Annotated in this window: 16 protein-coding genes; 3 read left to right on the top strand and 13 right to left on the bottom strand. The window is 61.3% G+C overall.

Features of this window, described 5'->3' with window-relative positions; translation table 11 throughout:
• Positions 1-19: 19 nt before the first annotated feature.
• The 6 genes from odhB to sdhC form a co-directional block, all read right to left on the bottom strand.
• Entirely contained in the window at positions 20-1,222 is a 1,203-nt protein-coding gene (gene odhB / locus ACEVBK_RS07590; RefSeq protein ID WP_375058003.1) for a 2-oxoglutarate dehydrogenase complex dihydrolipoyllysine-residue succinyltransferase, read from the bottom strand.
• Positions 1,223-1,240: 18 nt separating this feature from the next.
• On the bottom strand, positions 1,241-4,054 hold the full coding sequence (sucA, locus tag ACEVBK_RS07585; protein ID WP_375058002.1) for a 2-oxoglutarate dehydrogenase E1 component: 2,814 nt from the start codon (positions 4,052-4,054) through the stop codon (positions 1,241-1,243).
• A 95-nt stretch (positions 4,055-4,149) separates the two neighbouring features.
• Positions 4,150-4,866 carry a succinate dehydrogenase iron-sulfur subunit gene (locus ACEVBK_RS07580; RefSeq protein ID WP_375058001.1) on the bottom strand — a complete coding sequence of 239 codons (717 nt, stop codon included), beginning with the start codon at positions 4,864-4,866 and terminating at the stop codon, positions 4,150-4,152.
• Positions 4,867-4,880: 14 nt separating this feature from the next.
• Positions 4,881-6,647 carry a succinate dehydrogenase flavoprotein subunit gene (gene sdhA / locus ACEVBK_RS07575; RefSeq protein ID WP_375058000.1) on the bottom strand — a complete coding sequence of 589 codons (1,767 nt, stop codon included), beginning with the start codon at positions 6,645-6,647 and terminating at the stop codon, positions 4,881-4,883.
• A 1-nt stretch (position 6,648) separates the two neighbouring features.
• Complete coding sequence (gene sdhD, locus ACEVBK_RS07570) at positions 6,649-6,993, bottom strand: succinate dehydrogenase, hydrophobic membrane anchor protein (RefSeq protein WP_375057999.1); 345 nt, start codon at positions 6,991-6,993, stop codon at positions 6,649-6,651.
• On the bottom strand, positions 6,987-7,376 hold the full coding sequence (sdhC, locus tag ACEVBK_RS07565; protein ID WP_375057998.1) for a succinate dehydrogenase cytochrome b556 subunit: 390 nt from the start codon (positions 7,374-7,376) through the stop codon (positions 6,987-6,989). Before sdhC ends, sdhD begins: the two co-directional genes overlap by 7 nt.
• 408 nt (positions 7,377-7,784) lie before the next feature.
• On the opposite strand from sdhC, the gene ACEVBK_RS07560 reads away from it, so the two are divergent.
• The gene (locus ACEVBK_RS07560; RefSeq protein WP_375057997.1) at positions 7,785-9,071 is read left to right on the top strand and encodes a citrate synthase; all 1,287 of its coding nucleotides are present in this window, start codon (positions 7,785-7,787) and stop codon (positions 9,069-9,071) included.
• Between the two features lie 65 nt (positions 9,072-9,136).
• On the opposite strand, the gene ACEVBK_RS07555 is transcribed toward ACEVBK_RS07560, so the two are convergent.
• The 7 genes from ACEVBK_RS07555 to ACEVBK_RS07525 form a co-directional block, all read right to left on the bottom strand.
• Positions 9,137-9,676 carry an Hsp20/alpha crystallin family protein gene (locus ACEVBK_RS07555; RefSeq protein WP_375057996.1) on the bottom strand — a complete coding sequence of 180 codons (540 nt, stop codon included), beginning with the start codon at positions 9,674-9,676 and terminating at the stop codon, positions 9,137-9,139.
• Positions 9,677-9,836: 160 nt separating this feature from the next.
• The gene (fbp, locus tag ACEVBK_RS07550) at positions 9,837-10,856 is read right to left on the bottom strand and encodes a class 1 fructose-bisphosphatase (RefSeq protein WP_375057994.1); all 1,020 of its coding nucleotides are present in this window, start codon (positions 10,854-10,856) and stop codon (positions 9,837-9,839) included.
• Positions 10,857-10,970: 114 nt separating this feature from the next.
• Positions 10,971-11,720, bottom strand: coding sequence for a 3-deoxy-manno-octulosonate cytidylyltransferase (gene kdsB, locus ACEVBK_RS07545; RefSeq protein WP_375057993.1), 750 nt, complete (start codon positions 11,718-11,720; stop codon positions 10,971-10,973).
• The gene (locus tag ACEVBK_RS07540) at positions 11,717-11,905 is read right to left on the bottom strand and encodes a Trm112 family protein (RefSeq protein ID WP_094040296.1); all 189 of its coding nucleotides are present in this window, start codon (positions 11,903-11,905) and stop codon (positions 11,717-11,719) included. The genes kdsB and ACEVBK_RS07540 overlap by 4 nt, the downstream gene beginning before the upstream one ends.
• Positions 11,895-12,854: a tetraacyldisaccharide 4'-kinase gene (gene lpxK, locus ACEVBK_RS07535; RefSeq protein WP_375057992.1), complete on the bottom strand. Its 960-nt coding sequence runs from the start codon at positions 12,852-12,854 to the stop codon at positions 11,895-11,897. The genes ACEVBK_RS07540 and lpxK overlap by 11 nt, the downstream gene beginning before the upstream one ends.
• Positions 12,854-14,605, bottom strand: coding sequence for a lipid A ABC transporter ATP-binding protein/permease MsbA (gene msbA / locus ACEVBK_RS07530; RefSeq protein WP_375057991.1), 1,752 nt, complete (start codon positions 14,603-14,605; stop codon positions 12,854-12,856). Before msbA ends, lpxK begins: the two co-directional genes overlap by 1 nt.
• A 27-nt stretch (positions 14,606-14,632) precedes the next feature.
• Positions 14,633-16,792 carry a DNA internalization-related competence protein ComEC/Rec2 gene (locus tag ACEVBK_RS07525; RefSeq protein WP_375057990.1) on the bottom strand — a complete coding sequence of 720 codons (2,160 nt, stop codon included), beginning with the start codon at positions 16,790-16,792 and terminating at the stop codon, positions 14,633-14,635.
• A 60-nt stretch (positions 16,793-16,852) separates the two neighbouring features.
• On the opposite strand from ACEVBK_RS07525, the gene ACEVBK_RS07520 reads away from it, so the two are divergent.
• Together ACEVBK_RS07520 and ACEVBK_RS07515 are read left to right on the top strand one after the other, a co-directional pair.
• Positions 16,853-17,365, top strand: a complete 513-nt coding sequence (locus tag ACEVBK_RS07520; RefSeq protein WP_375057989.1) for a DUF2062 domain-containing protein — start codon at positions 16,853-16,855, stop codon at positions 17,363-17,365.
• On the top strand, positions 17,365-17,868 hold the full coding sequence (locus ACEVBK_RS07515; RefSeq protein ID WP_375057988.1) for a DUF2062 domain-containing protein: 504 nt from the start codon (positions 17,365-17,367) through the stop codon (positions 17,866-17,868). Before ACEVBK_RS07520 ends, ACEVBK_RS07515 begins: the two co-directional genes overlap by 1 nt.
• The last annotated feature ends 55 nt before the right edge of the window (positions 17,869-17,923 follow it).

Raw genomic sequence — 17,923 nt, 5'->3', positions numbered from 1 at the left:
ACCTCTTGTTATTATCGATTTACACGTCCAGCAGCAGACGGGTCGGGTCTTCCAGCAGTTCCTTGATGGACACCAGATAGCCCACGGACTCGCGGCCGTCGATCAGGCGGTGGTCGTAAGACAGCGCCAGGTACATCATCGGCTGGATTTCCACCTTACCGTTCACCGCCATCGGGCGATCCTGGATCTTGTGCATACCCAGGATGGCGCTCTGCGGCGGGTTGATGATGGGGGTAGACATCAGGGAGCCGAACACGCCGCCGTTGGTGATGGTGAAGTTGCCGCCGGTCATGTCGTCCACGGTCAGCTTGCCGTCACGGCCCTTGATGGCCAGATCCTTGATGCTCTTCTCGATGTCGGCCAGGCCCAGGCGATCGCAGTCGCGCAGCACCGGGGTCACCAGACCACGGGGGGTGGACACGGCGATGCTGACATCGAAGTAGTTGTGGTAGACGATATCGTCACCGTCGATGGAGGCGTTCACTTCCGGATAACGCTTGAGGGACTCCACCACCGCCTTCACGTAAAAGGACATGAAACCCAGGCGGATGCCGTGGCGCTTCTCGAACACCTCCTGATACTGCTTGCGCAGGCTCATGATGGGGCCCATGTTGACCTCGTTGAAGGTGGTCAGCATGGCGGTGGTGTTCTTGGCTTCCAGCAGACGCTCGGCCACGCGCTTGCGCAGACGGGTCATGGGCACGCGCTTCTCGGTGCGCTCGCCCAGGGGGATGACCGGGGCCTTGACCTCGGCGGCGGGTGCCGCCGCGGGCTTGTTGCCGCCCTTGATAAAGGCTTCCACGTCTTCCTTGGTGATGCGACCACCCTTGCCGGAGCCGGCCAGCTTGGCCACGTCGATATTGTGCTCGGCCACCAGGCGGCGCACCGCCGGGCTCAGGGCGTCATCGGCATCGGCCTTGGCCTCTTCCTTCGCTTCGCCGTTGGCGGCGACCGGCTTGTCCTTGGTTTCCTCACCGGCCACGGCGCCCTGCTTGAGCTTGCCGATGATCTGCTGACCCAGCACGGTGGCGCCGGCGTCTTCAATAATGGCTTCCAGTATCCCGGCTTCGGGAGCCGGAACTTCCAGCACCACTTTGTCGGTTTCGATGTCGACGATCACTTCGTCGCGCTCAACCCGATCACCCGGCTGTTTGTGCCAGGTGGCAATGGTGGCATCGGCGACAGATTCTGGTAGGTCGGGAACCTTGATTTCGATGGTCATCAATATGTCCTTTGTGCGTTATGCTTCAGTCAACGTCAGTGCGTCTTCGACCAACGCTTTTTGTTGTTGTAAGTGAACAGAGGTGTAACCCACGGCCGGGGACGCCGAGGCGGCGCGACCGGCATAACGCAGGTTGGCACCGGCCGGGATGGCAGCCCAGAAGTGGTGCTGGCTGCAATACCAGGCCCCCTGGTTTTGCGGTTCTTCCTGACACCAGACGAAGTCTTTCACGTGCTGGTAATCGGCAAGAATCGCGGCAACCTCTTCCTGAGGGAACGGATACAATTGCTCGATCCGGATAATGGCCACATCCGTTTGTTCATTCTTGCGCCGGGCATCCAGCAGATCGTAATAGACCTTGCCGGAGCACAGGATAATGCGTTTAACGCCTTTGGGATCCAGAGAGTCGATTTCACCGATGGCATTCTGGAAGGTACCGCTGGCCAGGGTTTCCAGCTCGGACACCGCCAGCGGATGACGCAGCAGCGACTTCGGCGTCATCACCACCAGCGGACGGCGCATGGGGCGCAGTACCTGGCGACGCAACATATGGAATACCTGGGCCGGAGTAGTCGGTACGCACACCTGCATGTTGTGCTCGGCGCACAGCTGCAGATAACGTTCCAGACGGGCACTGGAGTGCTCGGGACCCTGACCTTCGTAGCCATGGGGCAGCAACAGGGTCAGGCCGCACATCCGGCCCCACTTCTGCTCGCCGGAGCTCAGGAACTGGTCAACCACCACTTGGGCGCCGTTGGCGAAGTCACCGAACTGGGCTTCCCAGATGGTCAGGCCTTCCGGCTCGGCGGTGGCATAACCGTATTCGAACGCCATCACCGCTTCTTCGCTCAGTACCGAGTCATAGACCTGGAACTGGCCCTGCTTGTCGGACAGGTGGCACAGCGGGGTATAGGTGCTGGCGTCGTTCTGGTTGTGCAGTACCGCGTGGCGGTGGAAGAAGGTGCCGCGGCCGGAATCCTGACCGGTGAGGCGCACTTCATAGCCGCTGTCGCACAGGGTGGCGTAGGCCAGTACTTCGGCAAAGCCCCAGTCCGCCAGCTTTTCACCCTTGGCCATCAACCGGCGGTCATCATAAATCTTGCCGACCTGGCGCTGCAGGGTATGGGTCTCGGGGTAACTGGTCACCCGCTCGGCCAGCTCTTTCAGCTTGTCCAGCGGGTAGGCGGAGTCGTAGGGCATGTCCCACTCGTGACCCAGGTAGGGTGACCAGTCGACGGAATGCTTTTCCATCGGACGCCATTCCTTGACCACGCACTCACCGTGGTCGAGGGCATCCCGGTACTCGTTGATCATCACGGTGGTGTCTTCGGCAGACACGGTACCCTTGCCGATCAGCAGGTCCGCATAAATCTTGCGCGGAGTCGGGTGCTTCTTGATCTTTTGGTACATCAACGGCTGGGTGGCGCTCGGCTCGTCGGCCTCGTTGTGGCCGTGGCGGCGATAGCATACCAGGTCGATCACCACGTCACGGCCGAACTCGTTGCGGAAATCCAGGGCCAGCTGAGTCACCTGCACCACGGCTTCCGGATCGTCGGCGTTGACGTGGAAAATCGGGGCCTGCACCATCTTGGCGATATCGGTACAGTACTCGGTGGAACGGGTGTCGCGCGGGTTCGAGGTGGTAAAGCCCACCTGGTTGTTGATCACGATGCGCACGGTACCGCCCACGCCATAGCCGCGGGTCAGGGACATGTTGAAGGTTTCCGCCACCACACCCTGGCCGGCGAAGGCCGAGTCACCGTGAATGGTGATCGGCAGCACCTGACGGCCGTCCGGATTTTCCAGCCGATCCATGCGCGCCCGTACCGAGCCGATGACCACCGGGTTGACGATTTCCAGATGCGAGGGGTTGAACGCCAGCGCCAGGTGCACCACGCCGCCCGGGGTTTCGAAGTCGGAGCTGAAGCCCATGTGGTATTTGACGTCACCGGAACTCTGGATGTCGTACTTGCCGGCAAAGGCATCGAACAGGTCTTGCGGACGCTTGCCCAATACGTTGACCAGCATATTCAGACGACCCCGGTGGGCCATGCCGATCACCACTTCCCGGCCACCCTTCTCGCCGAAACGACGGATCAGTTCCTTGGTCATGGGTACCAGGGCATCGCCCCCTTCCAGGGAGAAACGTTTGGCGCCGGGGAACTTGGCGCCCAGATATTTCTCCAGGCCCTCGGCGGCGGTCAGGCTGTCGAGGAAGCGCAGCTTGTCTTCCTGGGTGTACTGGGGCTCACCGACAACAGGTTCCAGACGGCCCTGTATCCAGCGCTTTTCTTCGGTGCTGGTGATGTGCATGTATTCCGCACCCACCGAGCCGCAATAGGTTTTTTTCAGCGCCGCCACCAGATCCTTCAGCTTCATGGTTTCCTTGCCGATGGCATAGGAACCCACGTTGAAGGTCGCCTCGAGGTCGGCGCCGGTCAGGTTGTGGAAAGCCGGGTCTAGCTCCGCCACCACGTCGCGATTCCACAGCCCGAGCGGATCCAGGTTCGCATTCTGATGGCCCCGAAAGCGGTAGGCGTTGATCAGTTGCAGAACTTTGACTTGCTTGGCGTCAGTGTGGGGATCACTGACCGGGGTGGCATAACGGGAGGTGTCTTTGGCGAGGCGGCGAAAATAATCTCTTACTTGCGAGTGGGGTTGGTCCTGAACGTTGCCGTCTTGCGCCGGCAGGCCGTCGAAAACGGACCTCCATTGGTCGGGAACGGTTTCAGGATCGGCAAGATAGGCCTCGTACAGGTCTTCTACATAGGTCGCATTGGCACCGGCCAGGTGAGAAGATTCCAGCCAGGCTTGCATTACGCCATTGTGCATCTTTATCCCTTTGTAACTTCTCGACAGGGCTACTGTCGTTCTGGTCGTCGAGTCAAAGCCGCCCTCGCGGGCGGCGGGTTATCAGCTTGGGACTGTTAAACTGCCCGTTTCAGCAGCATGGACTTGATATGACCGATGGCCTTGGTGGGGTTAAGGCCTTTGGGACACACGTTCACACAGTTCATGATGCCATGGCAGCGGAATACGCTGAAAGCGTCATCCAGGTTGGACAAGCGATCATCGGTGGCGGTATCGCGGCTGTCGATCAGCCAGCGATAGGCGGCCAGCAGGCCGGCCGGACCGATGAACTTGTCCGGGTTCCACCAGAAGGAAGGACAAGAGGTGGAGCAGCAGGCGCACAGGATGCACTCGTACAGCCCGTCCAGCTTGGCGCGCTCTTCCGGCGACTGCAACCGCTCGCGGGCGGGCGGCTGCTTGTCTTCGGCAATCAGGAACGGTTTGACCTTTTCCCACTGGGTGTAGAACTGGGTCAGGTCGACCACCAGGTCACGTACCACCGGCAGGCCGGGCAGCGGACGGATCACCACCTTGCTGCCGGCCTTCATCAGGTCGGACAGCGGGGTGATACAGGCCAGGCCGTTCTTGCCGTTCATGTTCAGGCCGTCGGAGCCACAGACTCCTTCACGGCAGGAACGACGGAAAGCCAGGGTCGGGTCCTGTTCTTTCAGGGCCAGCAGGGCATCCAGCACCATCATGTCGGAGCCTTGCGGCACCTCCAGACTATAGTCCTTCATGTGTGGCGCCGAATCGGTTTCCGGATTGTAGCGGTAAACAGAAATGGTAATTTGCATGCTATCCCCTCCCCTTAGTAAGTCCGCGCTTTCGGCGGGAATGCGTCACGGGTTTTCGGTGACATATTCACAGACCGTCTGGTCATGGACTCGGTTTCCGGGCTATACAGCGAGTGGCACAGCCAGTTCTCATCATCACGCTCCGGATAATCGAAGCGGGAGTGGGCACCACGGCTCTCGGTACGGAAGTTCGCGGCCACGGCGGTGGCATAAGCGGTTTCCATCAGGTTGTCGAGTTCCAGGCACTCGATACGCTGGGTGTTGAAGTCGCGGCTGGTATCGTCCAGACGGGCAGACTTCAGACGCTCGCGGATCACCTTGAGCTCGGCCAGGCCTTCGGCCATGGCATCACCTTCCCGGAACACGGAGAAGTTGTTCTGCATGCAGCGTTGCAGATCTTTCTTGATCTGTACCGGGTCCTCGCCACTGCGGGTATTTTCCCAGCGGTGGTAGCGGGTCAGGGAAGCATCCAGATCGGACTCGGAGGCGCTGCGCACGTCGCCCAGTTCGTTCAGGGCTTCGGTCAGGTGACGACCCACGGCACGACCGAACACTACCAGGTCGAGCAGGGAGTTGCCGCCCAGGCGGTTGGCACCGTGCACCGACACGCAGGCGATCTCGCCCACGGCGAACAGGCCCTTCACCGGTACGTCGTTGCCGTTGGCATCCAGCTTGAGCGCCTGGCCGTGCACGTTGGTGGGGACACCGCCCATCATGTAGTGACAGGTAGGGATAACGGGAATCGGCTCTTTCACCGGATCCACGTGGGCGAAGGTACGGGACAGCTCGCAGATACCAGGCAGGCGGCTTTCCAGCACATCCTTGCCCAGGTGATCCAGCTTCAGCTTGATGTGCGGACCCCAGGGACCATCGCAACCGCGGCCTTCGCGGATCTCGATCATCATGGAGCGGGCCACCACGTCACGACCGGCCAAGTCCTTGGCGTTGGGGGCATAACGCTCCATGAAACGCTCGCCGTCCTTGTTCAGCAGATAACCGCCCTCGCCCCGGCAACCTTCGGTCACCAGCACGCCGGCACCGGCGATGCCGGTGGGGTGGAACTGCCACATTTCCATGTCCTGCACCGGCACACCGGCACGCAGCGCCATGCCGACACCGTCGCCGGTGTTGATATGGGCATTGGTGGTGGACTGGTAAATACGGCCGGCACCGCCGGTGGCCAGTATGGTCGCCTTGGCCTTGAAGTAGACCACCTCACCGGTTTCGATATCGATGGCGGTACAGCCGACCACGTCGCCGTCCTGGTTCTTCACCAGGTCCAGCGCATACCACTCGGAAAATACCGTGGTCTGGTGCTTGACGTTCTGCTGATACAGGGTGTGCAGCAGGGCGTGACCGGTACGGTCGGACGCCGCCGCGGTACGAGCCGCCTGTTCGCCGCCGAAGGCCTTGGACTGGCCGCCGAAGGGACGCTGGTACACCTTGCCGTTATCGAAACGGGAGAAGGGCAGACCCATTTTTTCCAGCTCGAGGATGGCCTCGGGGCCGGTCTGACACATGAACTCGATCGCGTCCTGGTCACCGATGTAGTCGGAACCCTTGACGGTGTCGTACATGTGCCATTCCCAGTTGTCGTCGTGGGCATTGCCCAGCGCCACCGTGATACCGCCCTGGGCGGACACGGTATGGGAACGGGTCGGGAACACCTTGGACAGGAGCGCACAGCTCTTGCCGGATTCCGCTATTTGTAAGGCGGCGCGCATGCCGGCACCGCCGGCGCCGATTACCACGGCGTCGAATTCGCGAATTGCAATAGTCACCTTATACACCCCACAGAACGACGATACCGGTCAGCAGATAGACCAGCAGCAACACTACTACCCCGAACTGGGCCAGGCCGCGCCAGAGCGCCGGTTTGACGTAGTCGGAGAGCACCTGCCAGGCACCGATCCAGCCGTGCATCAGCACGCTGAACAAGGCCAGCAGAGTGAACACCTTGGTAAAGGTCTTGTCGAAAAAGCCGGTCCAGACCTCGTAGGTGATGTCGTTGAAGGCGATAAAGCCCACCAGATAGATGGTATATAAGGTCAAAATAATAGCCGTGGCACGGATCAGCATGAAATCATGCACACCGCTGCGGCCAAAGGTTGCAGAATTGGTTACCATACCAGTACCCCCGCCAGCAGTGACAATACAATTGTCACACCGAACGCCACTTTGGCGCTCAGCGCACCCGACTCCAGTTCCTCACAGTAGCCCAGGTCCATAATCAGGTGGCGAATGCCGCCCACGATATGGTAGGCCAGTGCAGTCAGCACACCCCAGAGGATGAACCCGACGAAGAAACCGTCGAGAATATCCACGACTGCGCGGAACCCGGCCTCGGAAGAGAGCGAGTAACTCAGCAGCCACAGCAGGATGGCGAGTGCAAACAGCGTGATGACACCGGAAACCCGGTGGAGGATGGATGCGATAGCGGCGACAGGTTGGCGAATAGTCCGTAGGTCGAGGTTTACAGGTCTCTGTTTTTTAGTCACGGTCTTGCCCACTAGCTCCATTGAGCACGTTAGTTATTGTTTTAACAGGTGTTGCCCGGGTATATGAAATGAGGTCATGATAAAAAATGCCTGTTCGGAACCCTTCGCCCAACTACCGCTCAGGACCCTCGAGTCAGCATCTGAAGCATGGCCACAACTGCATCCTATACCCTCGGCGGCCAGTATAAGGAGGGGGGAAAATAATTACAATGAAGGCCCTAAAACAATTGCCAAATATGTAAAGTTGATCGCACAACGGGGTTAACAGCCTGTTCCGGGTGCCGACGAAAATTGACATTCACCCTCGCTTCTGTCTTCAATATGCCCGCACCATGGGAGGTGATAGTGATTAAAAATTCATTTAATCCGAGTAAAAAATCCTTACCCGTGGACCTATTATAAAAGCAAAGGAGACGTGCTATGGCTGACCAAAAGGCCACACTGCATCTGCCCGGCAAGGAACCCATCGAGCTTCCGATCGCGTCAGGCACTGCTGGTTACGATGTGATCGATATCAGTTCCCTGGGCTCACACGGTTACTTCACCTTCGACCCCGGTTTTATGGCGACGGCATCCTGCCGGTCCGAAATCACCTACATCGACGGTGATCAGGGCATCCTGCTGCACCGCGGCTATCCGATCGACCAGCTGGCACAAAACGCCAATTATCTGGAAGTCTGTTACCTGCTGCTCTACGGCGAAGCCCCCACTGCCAAGCAATATGAAGAATTCCACCGCAACATCATGCGCCACACCATGGTGCACGAGCAGTTGTCGTCCTTCTTCAAGGGCTACCGCCGCGATGCCCACCCCATGGCCATCGTCTGCGGGGTTATCGCCGGCCTGTCCGCTTTCTATCACGATCCCATGGACATCAACGATGCCCGTCACCGTGAGATCGCGGCCCACCGCCTGATCGCCAAGATGCCGACCATCTCCGCCATGGCCTATAAATATTCCATTGGTCAACCGTTCGTGTACCCGCGCAACAATCTGAGCTATGCGGGCAACTTCCTGCAGATGATGTTCGCCGTGCCCTGCGAAGACTACAAGGTCAACCCCATCGTCGAGCGCGCCATGGACCGCATCTTCACCCTGCATGCGGATCACGAGCAAAACGCCTCTACCAGTACGGTACGGCTGTCCGGCTCCAGTGGCGCCAACCCCTTCGCCTGTATTGCCGCCGGTATCGCCTCCCTGTGGGGACCGGCCCACGGTGGTGCCAACGAAGCCTGCCTGATGATGCTGGAAGAAATCGGCTCCGTGGATCGCATCCCCGAGTACATCGAAAAAGCCAAGGACAAGGACGATCCCTTCCGCCTGATGGGCTTCGGTCACCGGGTGTACAAGAACTTCGACCCGCGCGCCACCGTGATGCGCGACACCTGCCACGAAGTGCTGGACGACCTCAAGATCCAGGATCCGCTGCTGGACGTGGCCATGGAACTGGAACGCATCGCGCTGTCCGACCCCTACTTCGTCGAGCGCAAGCTGTACCCGAACGTGGACTTCTACTCCGGTATCATCCTGAAGGCCATCGGTATTCCGACCACCATGTTTACCGTGATCTTCGCCCTGTCCCGTACCGTCGGCTGGATGTCCCACTGGAACGAGATGATCTCCGATCCCAAGCAAAAGATCGGCCGCCCGCGCCAGCTGTATACCGGCGCCCCCGAGCGGGAATTCAAGTCCCAGGTAGAGAAGTAAGCCCCCTTTCGGGCAAGACAAAGGCCGGCGTTATGCCGGCCTTTTTGTTATCGGCCTCGCCGGTCCTAGACTGAGGGACCGATATCGATCTGCTTGGCCTTGCTTTCGCTCTGCGGCTGACGGGGTACGCTGACCGTCAGCACCCCGTCCTTGAACTCGGCCTTGATGTCACCGGCTTTGGCGTCATCCGGCAGAGTCAGCAGCCGCTGAAAGTGACCGTAGCTGCGCTCGACCCGGTGCAACTTGTCGGTTTTCTCTTCATGCTCGTATTTCTTCTCGCCCCGGATGGTCAGTTGGCTCCCTTCCAGGGTCAGGCTGATATCTTCCTTCTTGACCCCAGGGATCTCCATGCTGATCAGATAGTTGCCTTCCCGCTCGCTGATGTCCAGACTGGGCTTGAGCTGGCTGAAACTGGGCCAGTCCTCCAGGGACGAGGCGCCGAACCGGCGCAGGCTGCGATCGAACAGCCGGTCCATTTCCTGCTGTAGCCGGACTACGGGATGGACATCCTGGTCCTTGTCCACCATGGGCATGGCTTCGTCCTGCTCGTGGCGGAACCAGTTCCAGGGCGCCAGCCTGGATGGGGACAGATCTTTCAGTGCCATGATAACCACCTCCTCGAATTGAGTGTTTTTCGACCACTCCGGAGATCAAGTATTGCCGTCCGTCGGTGGTTTTCAAGGCAAACAGCAAGGCCGGACTTGATCAGGATCAAGCCCGGCCTTGCTTTATATTCCTAATGGCGCTTCTGCGGCCAATGGCCCCTTATTCGGCCGAAGGCGCCGAATACTCCGCCATGAATTCCTCGGCCTTTTCCACCATGCGGGTAGAGCCGACGAAATAAGGGGTACGCTGATGCAGGGAGCTGGGTTTGATCTCCATGATCCGCTGGAAACCATCGGAGGCCTTGCCCCCCGCCTGCTCGGCCAGGAAGGCCAGCGGGTTGCACTCATACAGCAGGCGCAGCTTGCCGTTGGGAGCACTGGTACCGGACGGGTAGATATAGATGCCGCCTTTCAGCATATTGCGGTGGAAGTCGGACACCAGGGAGCCGATATAGCGGGAAGTGTAAGGCCGCTTGCTGTCATCGTCCTTTTCCTGGCAGTACTTGAGGTACTTCTTCACTCCATCCGGGAACTTGATGTAGTTGCCCTCGTTGATAGAGTAGATGGTGCCTTCTTCAGGAATACGGATATTTTCATGGGACAGGCAGAAGGATCCCAGCGAGGGGTCGAAAGTAAAACCGTGCACCCCGTGACCGGTGGTATACACCAGCATGGTGGAAGAACCATACACCACATAGCCGGCGGCGATCTGGTTGATGCCCGGCTGCAGAAAATCCTCCAGGGTCACCGGCTGGCCCGGTTCGCTGATCCGGCGGTAGATGGAAAAGATGGTACCGACGGAAACGTTTACGTCGATGTTCGAAGAACCGTCGAGCGGATCCATCAGCACCACGTATTTGGCATTGGAGTGGCTTTCGCTGTCGAAGGCCACAAAGTGATCCTCTTCTTCCGAGGCAATACCACAGACTTCTCCACGCGCTTCCAGGGCGGCCTTGAACCTGTCGTTGGCGAATACATCCAGCTTCTGCTGCACCTCACCCTGCACATTTTCACCACCGCTGCTGCCACCAATAATATCGGCCACCAGACCGGCCCGGTTGATTTCCCGGTTCACCACCTTGGCGGCGCGGCGAATGGAAGACAGCAGTGAGGACAGCTCACCGGTGGCGCTGGGATATTCAGCTTGTTTCTTGACGATGTATTCACCCAGGGTAATCATATGTTTCCTCAGTCGTTTCCTTGTTGTCGGCAGTGCGCCGTTATTGCGGGGCAATGTACCCCGTTATCTTTTTTCTTGCAGTGAATTTTCTAGGGAAAACACAGCTGAATCGAATCAGCTCCCATTCAGTATGCGACGAACCTCGTCCAGATCCGCCGGGGTATCCACCCCCGCCGGCGGCACCACGCAGGCTTCGGCCAGGGCGATGGACTCCCCGTGCCACAATACCCGGAGTTGCTCGAGTTTTTCCCGCTGCTCCAGGGGGCTGACCGGTAGCCCGAGGTAACGGCGGATAAAGCCGGCCCGGTAGGCATAGATGCCGATATGGCGCAGGCAACCCTCAAGCGTGGGCGCGGATGCCGTCATGCCGTCCCTGTCCCAGGGAATGGCGGCCCGGCTGAAATAGAGTGCCCTGCCCGCCAGGCTTGGCACGACCTTGACCACGTTAGGATCCTGCCACTGCTCCACCGTCTCTATGGGGGTGGCCAGGGTCGCCATGGGCGCATCGCAGTCCGCCAGCAACCCGGCCACCTGATCCACCAGCTGCGGCGGCAGCAGGGGTTCGTCCCCCTGTACATTGACCACGATGTCGTCCGGGGCCAGGCCGAGTAGTTCCACCACCTCGGCCAGGCGCTCGGTGCCGGACTCATGATGGCTGCCGGTCATGCATACTTCCACTTCGCCATCGGCCAGGGCGGCGCGGATGCGATCGTCATCGGTGGCCACCACCACCCGGGCGGCGCCGCTCTTTTTCGCCTGCTCCACCACCCACTGAATCATCGGCCTGCCGTGGATATCGGCCAGGGGCTTGCCGGGCAACCGGGTAGAGCTGAAACGGGCGGGAATCACGACAATAAAGCTCATCCGGGCAGCTCATCCAGGTCGAGTTTGCGGGCACGGTTTTCCAGCAGCACCGGAATGTTCTCGGTAATGGGATATGCCAGGCGGTCAAAACGACAGATCAGCTCGTTATGCTGCCGGTCCAACTGCAGCTTGCCCTTGCATACCGGGCAGGCAATGATTTCCACCAGTTTGGCGTCAATCGCCATGATCTTGCTCCTTTAGTCGGGTTAACAGCATCTGTTCAAATTCGGCGGGCAACCGGGCATCCACTGGCACAAACCAGGTGTTATCATGACCTCCCGGCCATTTTACCGCATCTTTCTCGGTGACCAGCAAGGGCGCCGACTGCAGCGCCGCCAGCTGTTCGCACGCCACCGCTTTATGGTCGGCCAACGCCAATTGCTGGTCAAGAATAAAGCCCAATTGCTCCAGGGTGGCAAAAAAGCGCGGCGGATGGCCGATGCCCGCCAGGGCATGGACCCGCTCGCCGGGCACCGGCGGCGTCTGCCCCGCCAGGGGCTGCAGTGCCCCCGGCTCGAGTTGCATCAGGTATTCCCCGTCCTGCACCGGACCACCGTTGTTGATGACGGCACTCGCCTGGCCGAGCCGCCACAGCCCTTCACGCAGGGGGCCCATGGGCAGCAGATGGCCGTTGCCGAAACGACGCTTGCCGTCCACCACCACCAGTTCGATATCCCGGGCCAGGGCATAATGCTGCAGGCCATCGTCGCTGATGATGATATTCACCCCGAGCTCGACCAGACGGGCGGCCGCCTCTCCCCGCCGGGGGCCCACCACCACCGGACAGCCGGTGCGTCGGTGAATCAGTACCGGCTCGTCGCCGGCCTCGGCGGCGGACGTGGTGGCATCCAGCAGCAGGGGATACCGCCCGGCCTTGCCGCCATAGCCCCGGCTGATCACGCCGGGGCGATAGCCCCGGGCCCGCAGCCATTCCACCAGCCAGATCACCAGCGGGGTCTTGCCGTTGCCGCCCACGGTCAGGTTGCCCACCACCACCACCGGCACCGGCGCCCGGTACCGGGCCTTGAAACCGCGCCGGAACAGCCAGCGACGCAGGCCGCTGACCAGGGCGAACAGCCCGCTCAGGGGGGCCAGCAGCCACAGCCAGGTCGCCGGTTTGTACCAGGCCTGCATCAGTGTTCGCCGTACTGGATGCTGCGCAGCTGGGCATAGGCCCCTTGCCGTTCCAGCAGCTCCGCATGGGTGCCCCGCTCCACCACCCGGCCCTCGTCGATGACCAGGATCTCGTCGGCCCCCTCGATGGTCGACAGGCGGTGAGCAATCACCAGGGCGGTTCTGTCCTTGCGCAGTGCTTCCAGCGCCGCCTGGATATGGCGCTCGGATTCGGTATCCAGCGCCGATGTCGCCTCGTCCAGGATCAGCAGCGGCGCGTTGCGCAGCATGGCCCGTGCGATGGCGATACGCTGGCGCTGGCCGCCGGACAGGCTGGCACCGTTTTCACCGATCACGGTGTCGTAGCCCTGGTCCAGCTTCCGGATAAATTCATCGGCATAGGCCACCTTGGCGGCGGCGATGATCTGCTCGCGGCTGTATTCGCCCTGGGCGGCGTAGGCGATGTTGTTGGCGATGGTGTCGTTGAACAGGTGTACATGCTGGGACACCAGGGCAAACTGGCGGCGCAGATCGCTCAGCCGGTAGTCGCGGATATTGACCCCGTCGAGGCGGATCTCGCCCTCATCCACGTCGTAGAAACGGGTCAGCAGGCTGGCGATGGTGCTCTTGCCCGAACCGGAGCGGCCCACCAGGGCGATGGTCTTGCCCGGCGCCAGGCTGAAGCTGACCTCCTTCAGGGCCGGCATCTCCTTGGTGGGATAACGGAAGGTGACCCGCTCGAATTCGATCCGGCCCCGGGCCCGCTCAAGTTCCCTGTTGCCCTGGTCCTGCTCGCCATCGCTGTCGAGCAGGTCGAACAGGCTCTGGCAGGCGGCAATGCCACGCTGGTAGGAAGCATTGACCTGGGTCAGGCTCTTCAAGGGCCGCATCAGCATCATCATGGAAGTAACGATCACGGTAAAGGTGCCGGGAGTCAGCTGTTCCTGAATATCATCGAAGGTGGCCACATAGAGCAGAATGGCCAGGGCGGTGGAGGCGATCACCTGCACCAGCGGGGTGCCGATGGAATCCGCCGCCACCATCTTCATGTTCTGCTGGCGCACCTTGTTGCTGACGCCGAAGAAACGGCCCGACTCCACTTGCTGGCCGTTGAACATCAGCACTTCCTTGTGGCCCTTGAGCATCTGCTCGGTGCTGCTGGTGATATTGCCCATGGCGTCCTGCATGCCCTTGCTGATGCGACGGAAGCGGCGGCTGATCACCGCGATCATCACCCCCACCACCGGTCCCACCAAGAAGAAGATCAGCGACAACTGCCAGGAATGGTAAAACATCAGGCCCAGCAAGCCGATGACGGTGGCCCCTTCCCGTACCAGGGTCACCAGGGTGGAACTGGCGGCGGAAGACACCTGGGAGGCGTCGTAAGTGACCTTGGACAACAGGTTGCCGGTGTTGTGGCGGTCGAAAAAAGCCACCGGCATCGCCATCAGCTTGGTGAACACCTGCTGCTGCAGCGCCATCACCACATGGTTGCCGACCCAGGCCATGCAGTAACCGGAAAGAAAGGTACAGACGCCGCGCAGGAATACGATGCCGATCACGAACAGCGGCATCCACTTCAACACATTCGGATCCTGGCCGGTCAGGCCGTCGTCGATCAGCGGCTTGATGGAATAAACAAAGGTGGTGTCGACGGCGGCATAGCCCGCCATGCCGATAATGGCGGCCACCAGGCCGAGCTTGCGCTCCTTCACATAGCCGAGCAGGCGCTTGAGCACCGGCCAGGACGAGGAGTGTGCATCTTGGGACATAAGGTCTCTGCCTTGAAAAACAAGGCGCTATTCTAACGGCTTAGACTCGTTCAACCAAGCATTGAGCCGATGATACCAGGCACCGGGCCGGCGGACGTTCACCAGCCGCCAGCGGTCATCGCTTGCCACCAGGTGCACCATGCCATGGTCGCCGGTGGTGAGCTGCGCCACCCCCTGGCGTTCGAAGCGGTCCACCACCTCCGCGGCGGGAAAGCCCCAGCGGTTTTGATAACCGGCGGTATGCACCACCCAATCCGGCGCCACCGCCCGGTTGAAGACCTCGGTGGAAGAACTGCGGCTGCCATGGTGGGGGCTCAGCAGCAACTGGGCCCTCAGCCCCTGGCCGGTAGCAAGCAGGGCCCGCTCGGCCGGGGCCTCGATGTCGCCGGTCAACAGCAGCGACAAACGGCCGTCGCTCAGGTGCAGCACACAGGAGTCGTTGTTACTGTGGCCGCTCGGCTCGATCGGCCACAGCACCCTCAGCGTCAACCGCCCCCAGCGTTCGGTTTGCCCGGCCCGGCAATGCTGCCCGTCCGGCCAGGCGCCCCGACGATGGGCCACCGGCAACAGGGCCGCCAGATAGTCCCGGTTACCGCTATGATCGCTGTCGTCGTGGCTGATCACCAGATATTCCAGCTCCTGGATACCCAGGTGGGCCAATAGCGGCAGAATAACGCCATCGGCCATATTGAAGCCCGAAGGGAAGCGGTTGCCGGTATCATACAGCAAGGCCTCCCGCCCCTGGGTGACCAGTACCGACAAACCCTGCCCCACGTCCAGCACCCGCACTTCCCAGGAAGGACGGGGCCAGAACTGCAACAGCAGCAGATAACCGGCCAGCACGCCAATCCAGCGGCCCTTGGGCAGCAACGCCGCCAGCAACACCAGCATGGCCAGCAGCAGGGCGCCCTGGGTGTGCGCCGACAACGCCAGCCAGGGCGAGAGCCCCTGGCCCAGCCACTGCAGGCTCCCCATCAGCGGGGAAAACAGGGTATCCAGCAGGCGAAGCAGGGTCAGCGCCAGCCCCGGGAAAGGCACCAACAGCAGGCAGGCCAGCAACAACAGCGGAATGAACAGCAGGGAAAACAGCGGGATCAACACCAGGTTGACCGGCAGCGACAGCCAGCTGATGCCGCCAAACAGCAGCATGATCAGCGGCAGCAGCAGCAGGGTCAGCCCCAGTTGCAACCGCCACAGGCTGTTCCCGCCCAGCCAGCCGGCGCTCGCCAGCAGGGCCGCCACCGCCAGCACCGACAGCCAGAACCCTTGGTTGAGCGCCAACCAGGGCGTGGTGGCCAGCAGCAGCGCCATGGTGACCAGCAGGATACGCCGGCCGCTCCAGAAGCGTCCCCAGCCGACCAGGGCCAGCCATAACAACAACATCAGCAGGGCCCGCTGGGTCGGTATCGAGAAGCCGGCCAGCCAGGCGTAGCCCAGGGCCAGCATGGTCGCCAGCCCACCGGCAAGAAACCGCCGGGCGCCCAACCGCCCCACCAGGATCCCCAGCCCCGCCACCAGCCCGATATGCAACCCGGAGATGGCGAACAGATGACTCACGCCCAGGGCCCGCAGGGTTTCCCAATCCTGTTGCTGTAAATCGCCGCGCTCGCCAAAACTCAGCGCCAGCAGCCAGCGCTGGGCCGACAAAGCCGCGGTCAGAGCCCGGAAATCGTCGAGCAGGCCCGCCCGGCGGGAAGGCGGAGCCGCCTGGAGATGAAGGGTACCGCTCAGGTAGCCCCGGGCGGTGATACCCTGCCCCAACAGCCAGCGGGCACCGTCGAATCCCCCCGGGTTATGCAGCCCATGGGGAGGGTACAACCGGCCGACGGTGTGGATAATATCGCCTTGCCCGGGCGCCGGGGCTTCCCCGTACCAAGACAACAACACCCGGGGTCGGGGGGAAAATACTTGACCATCAAGGCTTTTCAGACTGACAATCAGCCGACTCGAGCCATGGTCCCGGTGCCGAACGCTCTCTACCGTGCCGGCGATAATCTGGCTACGCTGGAACAGGCCGGAATGCTGCAACCAGCTCAGTTGCCAGTGGCTGTAGCACAGCGCCCAGACCACACCGAACAGGAAACAGGCCCTTGCCGGCCGTGCTCGCCAGCACGACCCGCCCAGCAAGGCCAGCGGCAACCACCAGTCCCAGCTCGGCAGCCAGGGCCAGAGGATGAGGGTTGACACGCCGGCACAGAAACAAAACAGCCGCTTATCCATCCGATAAGTATTGCGGACCTGGAGCAGATGCCAAAAAAGACGTTAAGACGCCTGATGCCCGATCCGGGCACCATCAAGAATCACAAGTACCTGAGCCTGCTCGGGCACCGGTTGCACGATAACAACCTCTGGCACCTGAACCGCCACTCGGCGGCGGGGGCCTTCGCGGTGGGCCTGTTCTGCGCCTGGTTGCCCATCCCCTTCCAGATGGTGGCAGCGGCGGTGCTGGCCATGACCTTCAGGGTCAATCTGCCGTTGTCGGTGGTGCTGGTGTGGATCACCAATCCGCTGACCATGCCGCCGATGTTCTATTTCGCCTACCGGCTGGGCTCCTTCCTGCTCAGCAAACCCCACCACTACCAGCACTTCGAGCTAAGCCTGAGCTGGCTCAGCAGCGCCATGACCACCGCCGCACCGCCCTTCCTGCTGGGCTGCCTGGTGCTGGGCCTGGTCAGTTCGGCCACCGGTTACATGATTATCCATGCCGTGTGGCGCTGGTCCGTGTCCCGACGCTGGAAACTGCGGCGACGGAGCCGCTGATGCTGCGACAGTGGTTGCGCAGCAAGATGCCGGATCAGTCCACCCTGCGGCAGCATAAAGTCCTGGCGCTGTTCGGTGAACGCCTGCTCGACCCCGATTGCTGGTTCTGCAACCGCCATTCCGCCGCCGTGGCGGTCGCCGCCGGCCTGTTCGCCGCCTGGCTGCCGCTGCCCATGCACACCCTGGTTGCCATTGCCCTGGCATTGGTGTTCAAGGGCTACCTGCCGCTGGCCATCGCCATGGTCTGGGTCAACAACCCGGTCACTCTGGCCCCCATGTTCTACCTGGCCTACCGCCTGGGCGCCTGGCTGCTGGGTACTCCCGAGCTCGACTTCGACGCCCCGCTGGAAGACGAAGCCCTGGCCCTGGCCCTACCGCTGCTGACCGGCGCCCTGCTGCTCGGCCTGGCCTCGGCCCTGTTGGGCTGGGCGATCACACGCCTGGGCTGGCGCTGGAAGGTGCAACTGTCCTGGCTGCTGCGCCGACAAAATAGGAAACCGTGAGGCGTCGATGGTAGGCGCCGCTGTAGCCGGCGCAATCCCACGAACGACCCAACCT

Origin of the sequence: Zobellella sp. DQSA1 (assembly GCF_041950555.1) — a bacterium.
GTDB lineage: Bacteria > Pseudomonadota > Gammaproteobacteria > Enterobacterales > Aeromonadaceae > Oceanimonas.
This window is presented reverse-complemented; position numbering and strand designations above follow the sequence as displayed.

Bases quoted from the DNA above. Each gene is read 5' to 3' on its own strand.
- sucA (WP_375058002.1), bottom strand. From the start codon at position 4,054: ATGCACAATGGCGTAATGCAAGCCTGGCTGGAATCTTCTCACCTGGCC.
- ACEVBK_RS07560 (WP_375057997.1), top strand. From the start codon at position 7,785: ATGGCTGACCAAAAGGCCACACTGCATCTGCCCGGCAAGGAACCCATC.
- fbp (WP_375057994.1), bottom strand. From the start codon at position 10,856: ATGATTACCCTGGGTGAATACATCGTCAAGAAACAAGCTGAATATCCC.
- ACEVBK_RS07540 (WP_094040296.1), bottom strand. From the start codon at position 11,905: ATGGCGATTGACGCCAAACTGGTGGAAATCATTGCCTGCCCGGTATGC.
- ACEVBK_RS07580 (WP_375058001.1), bottom strand. From the start codon at position 4,866: ATGCAAATTACCATTTCTGTTTACCGCTACAATCCGGAAACCGATTCG.
- msbA (WP_375057991.1), bottom strand. From the start codon at position 14,605: ATGTCCCAAGATGCACACTCCTCGTCCTGGCCGGTGCTCAAGCGCCTG.
- ACEVBK_RS07520 (WP_375057989.1), top strand. From the start codon at position 16,853: ATGCCAAAAAAGACGTTAAGACGCCTGATGCCCGATCCGGGCACCATC.
- ACEVBK_RS07555 (WP_375057996.1), bottom strand. From the start codon at position 9,676: ATGGCACTGAAAGATCTGTCCCCATCCAGGCTGGCGCCCTGGAACTGG.
- sdhD (WP_375057999.1), bottom strand. From the start codon at position 6,993: ATGGTAACCAATTCTGCAACCTTTGGCCGCAGCGGTGTGCATGATTTC.
- lpxK (WP_375057992.1), bottom strand. From the start codon at position 12,854: ATGCAGGCCTGGTACAAACCGGCGACCTGGCTGTGGCTGCTGGCCCCC.
- ACEVBK_RS07515 (WP_375057988.1), top strand. From the start codon at position 17,365: ATGCTGCGACAGTGGTTGCGCAGCAAGATGCCGGATCAGTCCACCCTG.
- odhB (WP_375058003.1), bottom strand. From the start codon at position 1,222: ATGACCATCGAAATCAAGGTTCCCGACCTACCAGAATCTGTCGCCGAT.
- kdsB (WP_375057993.1), bottom strand. From the start codon at position 11,720: ATGAGCTTTATTGTCGTGATTCCCGCCCGTTTCAGCTCTACCCGGTTG.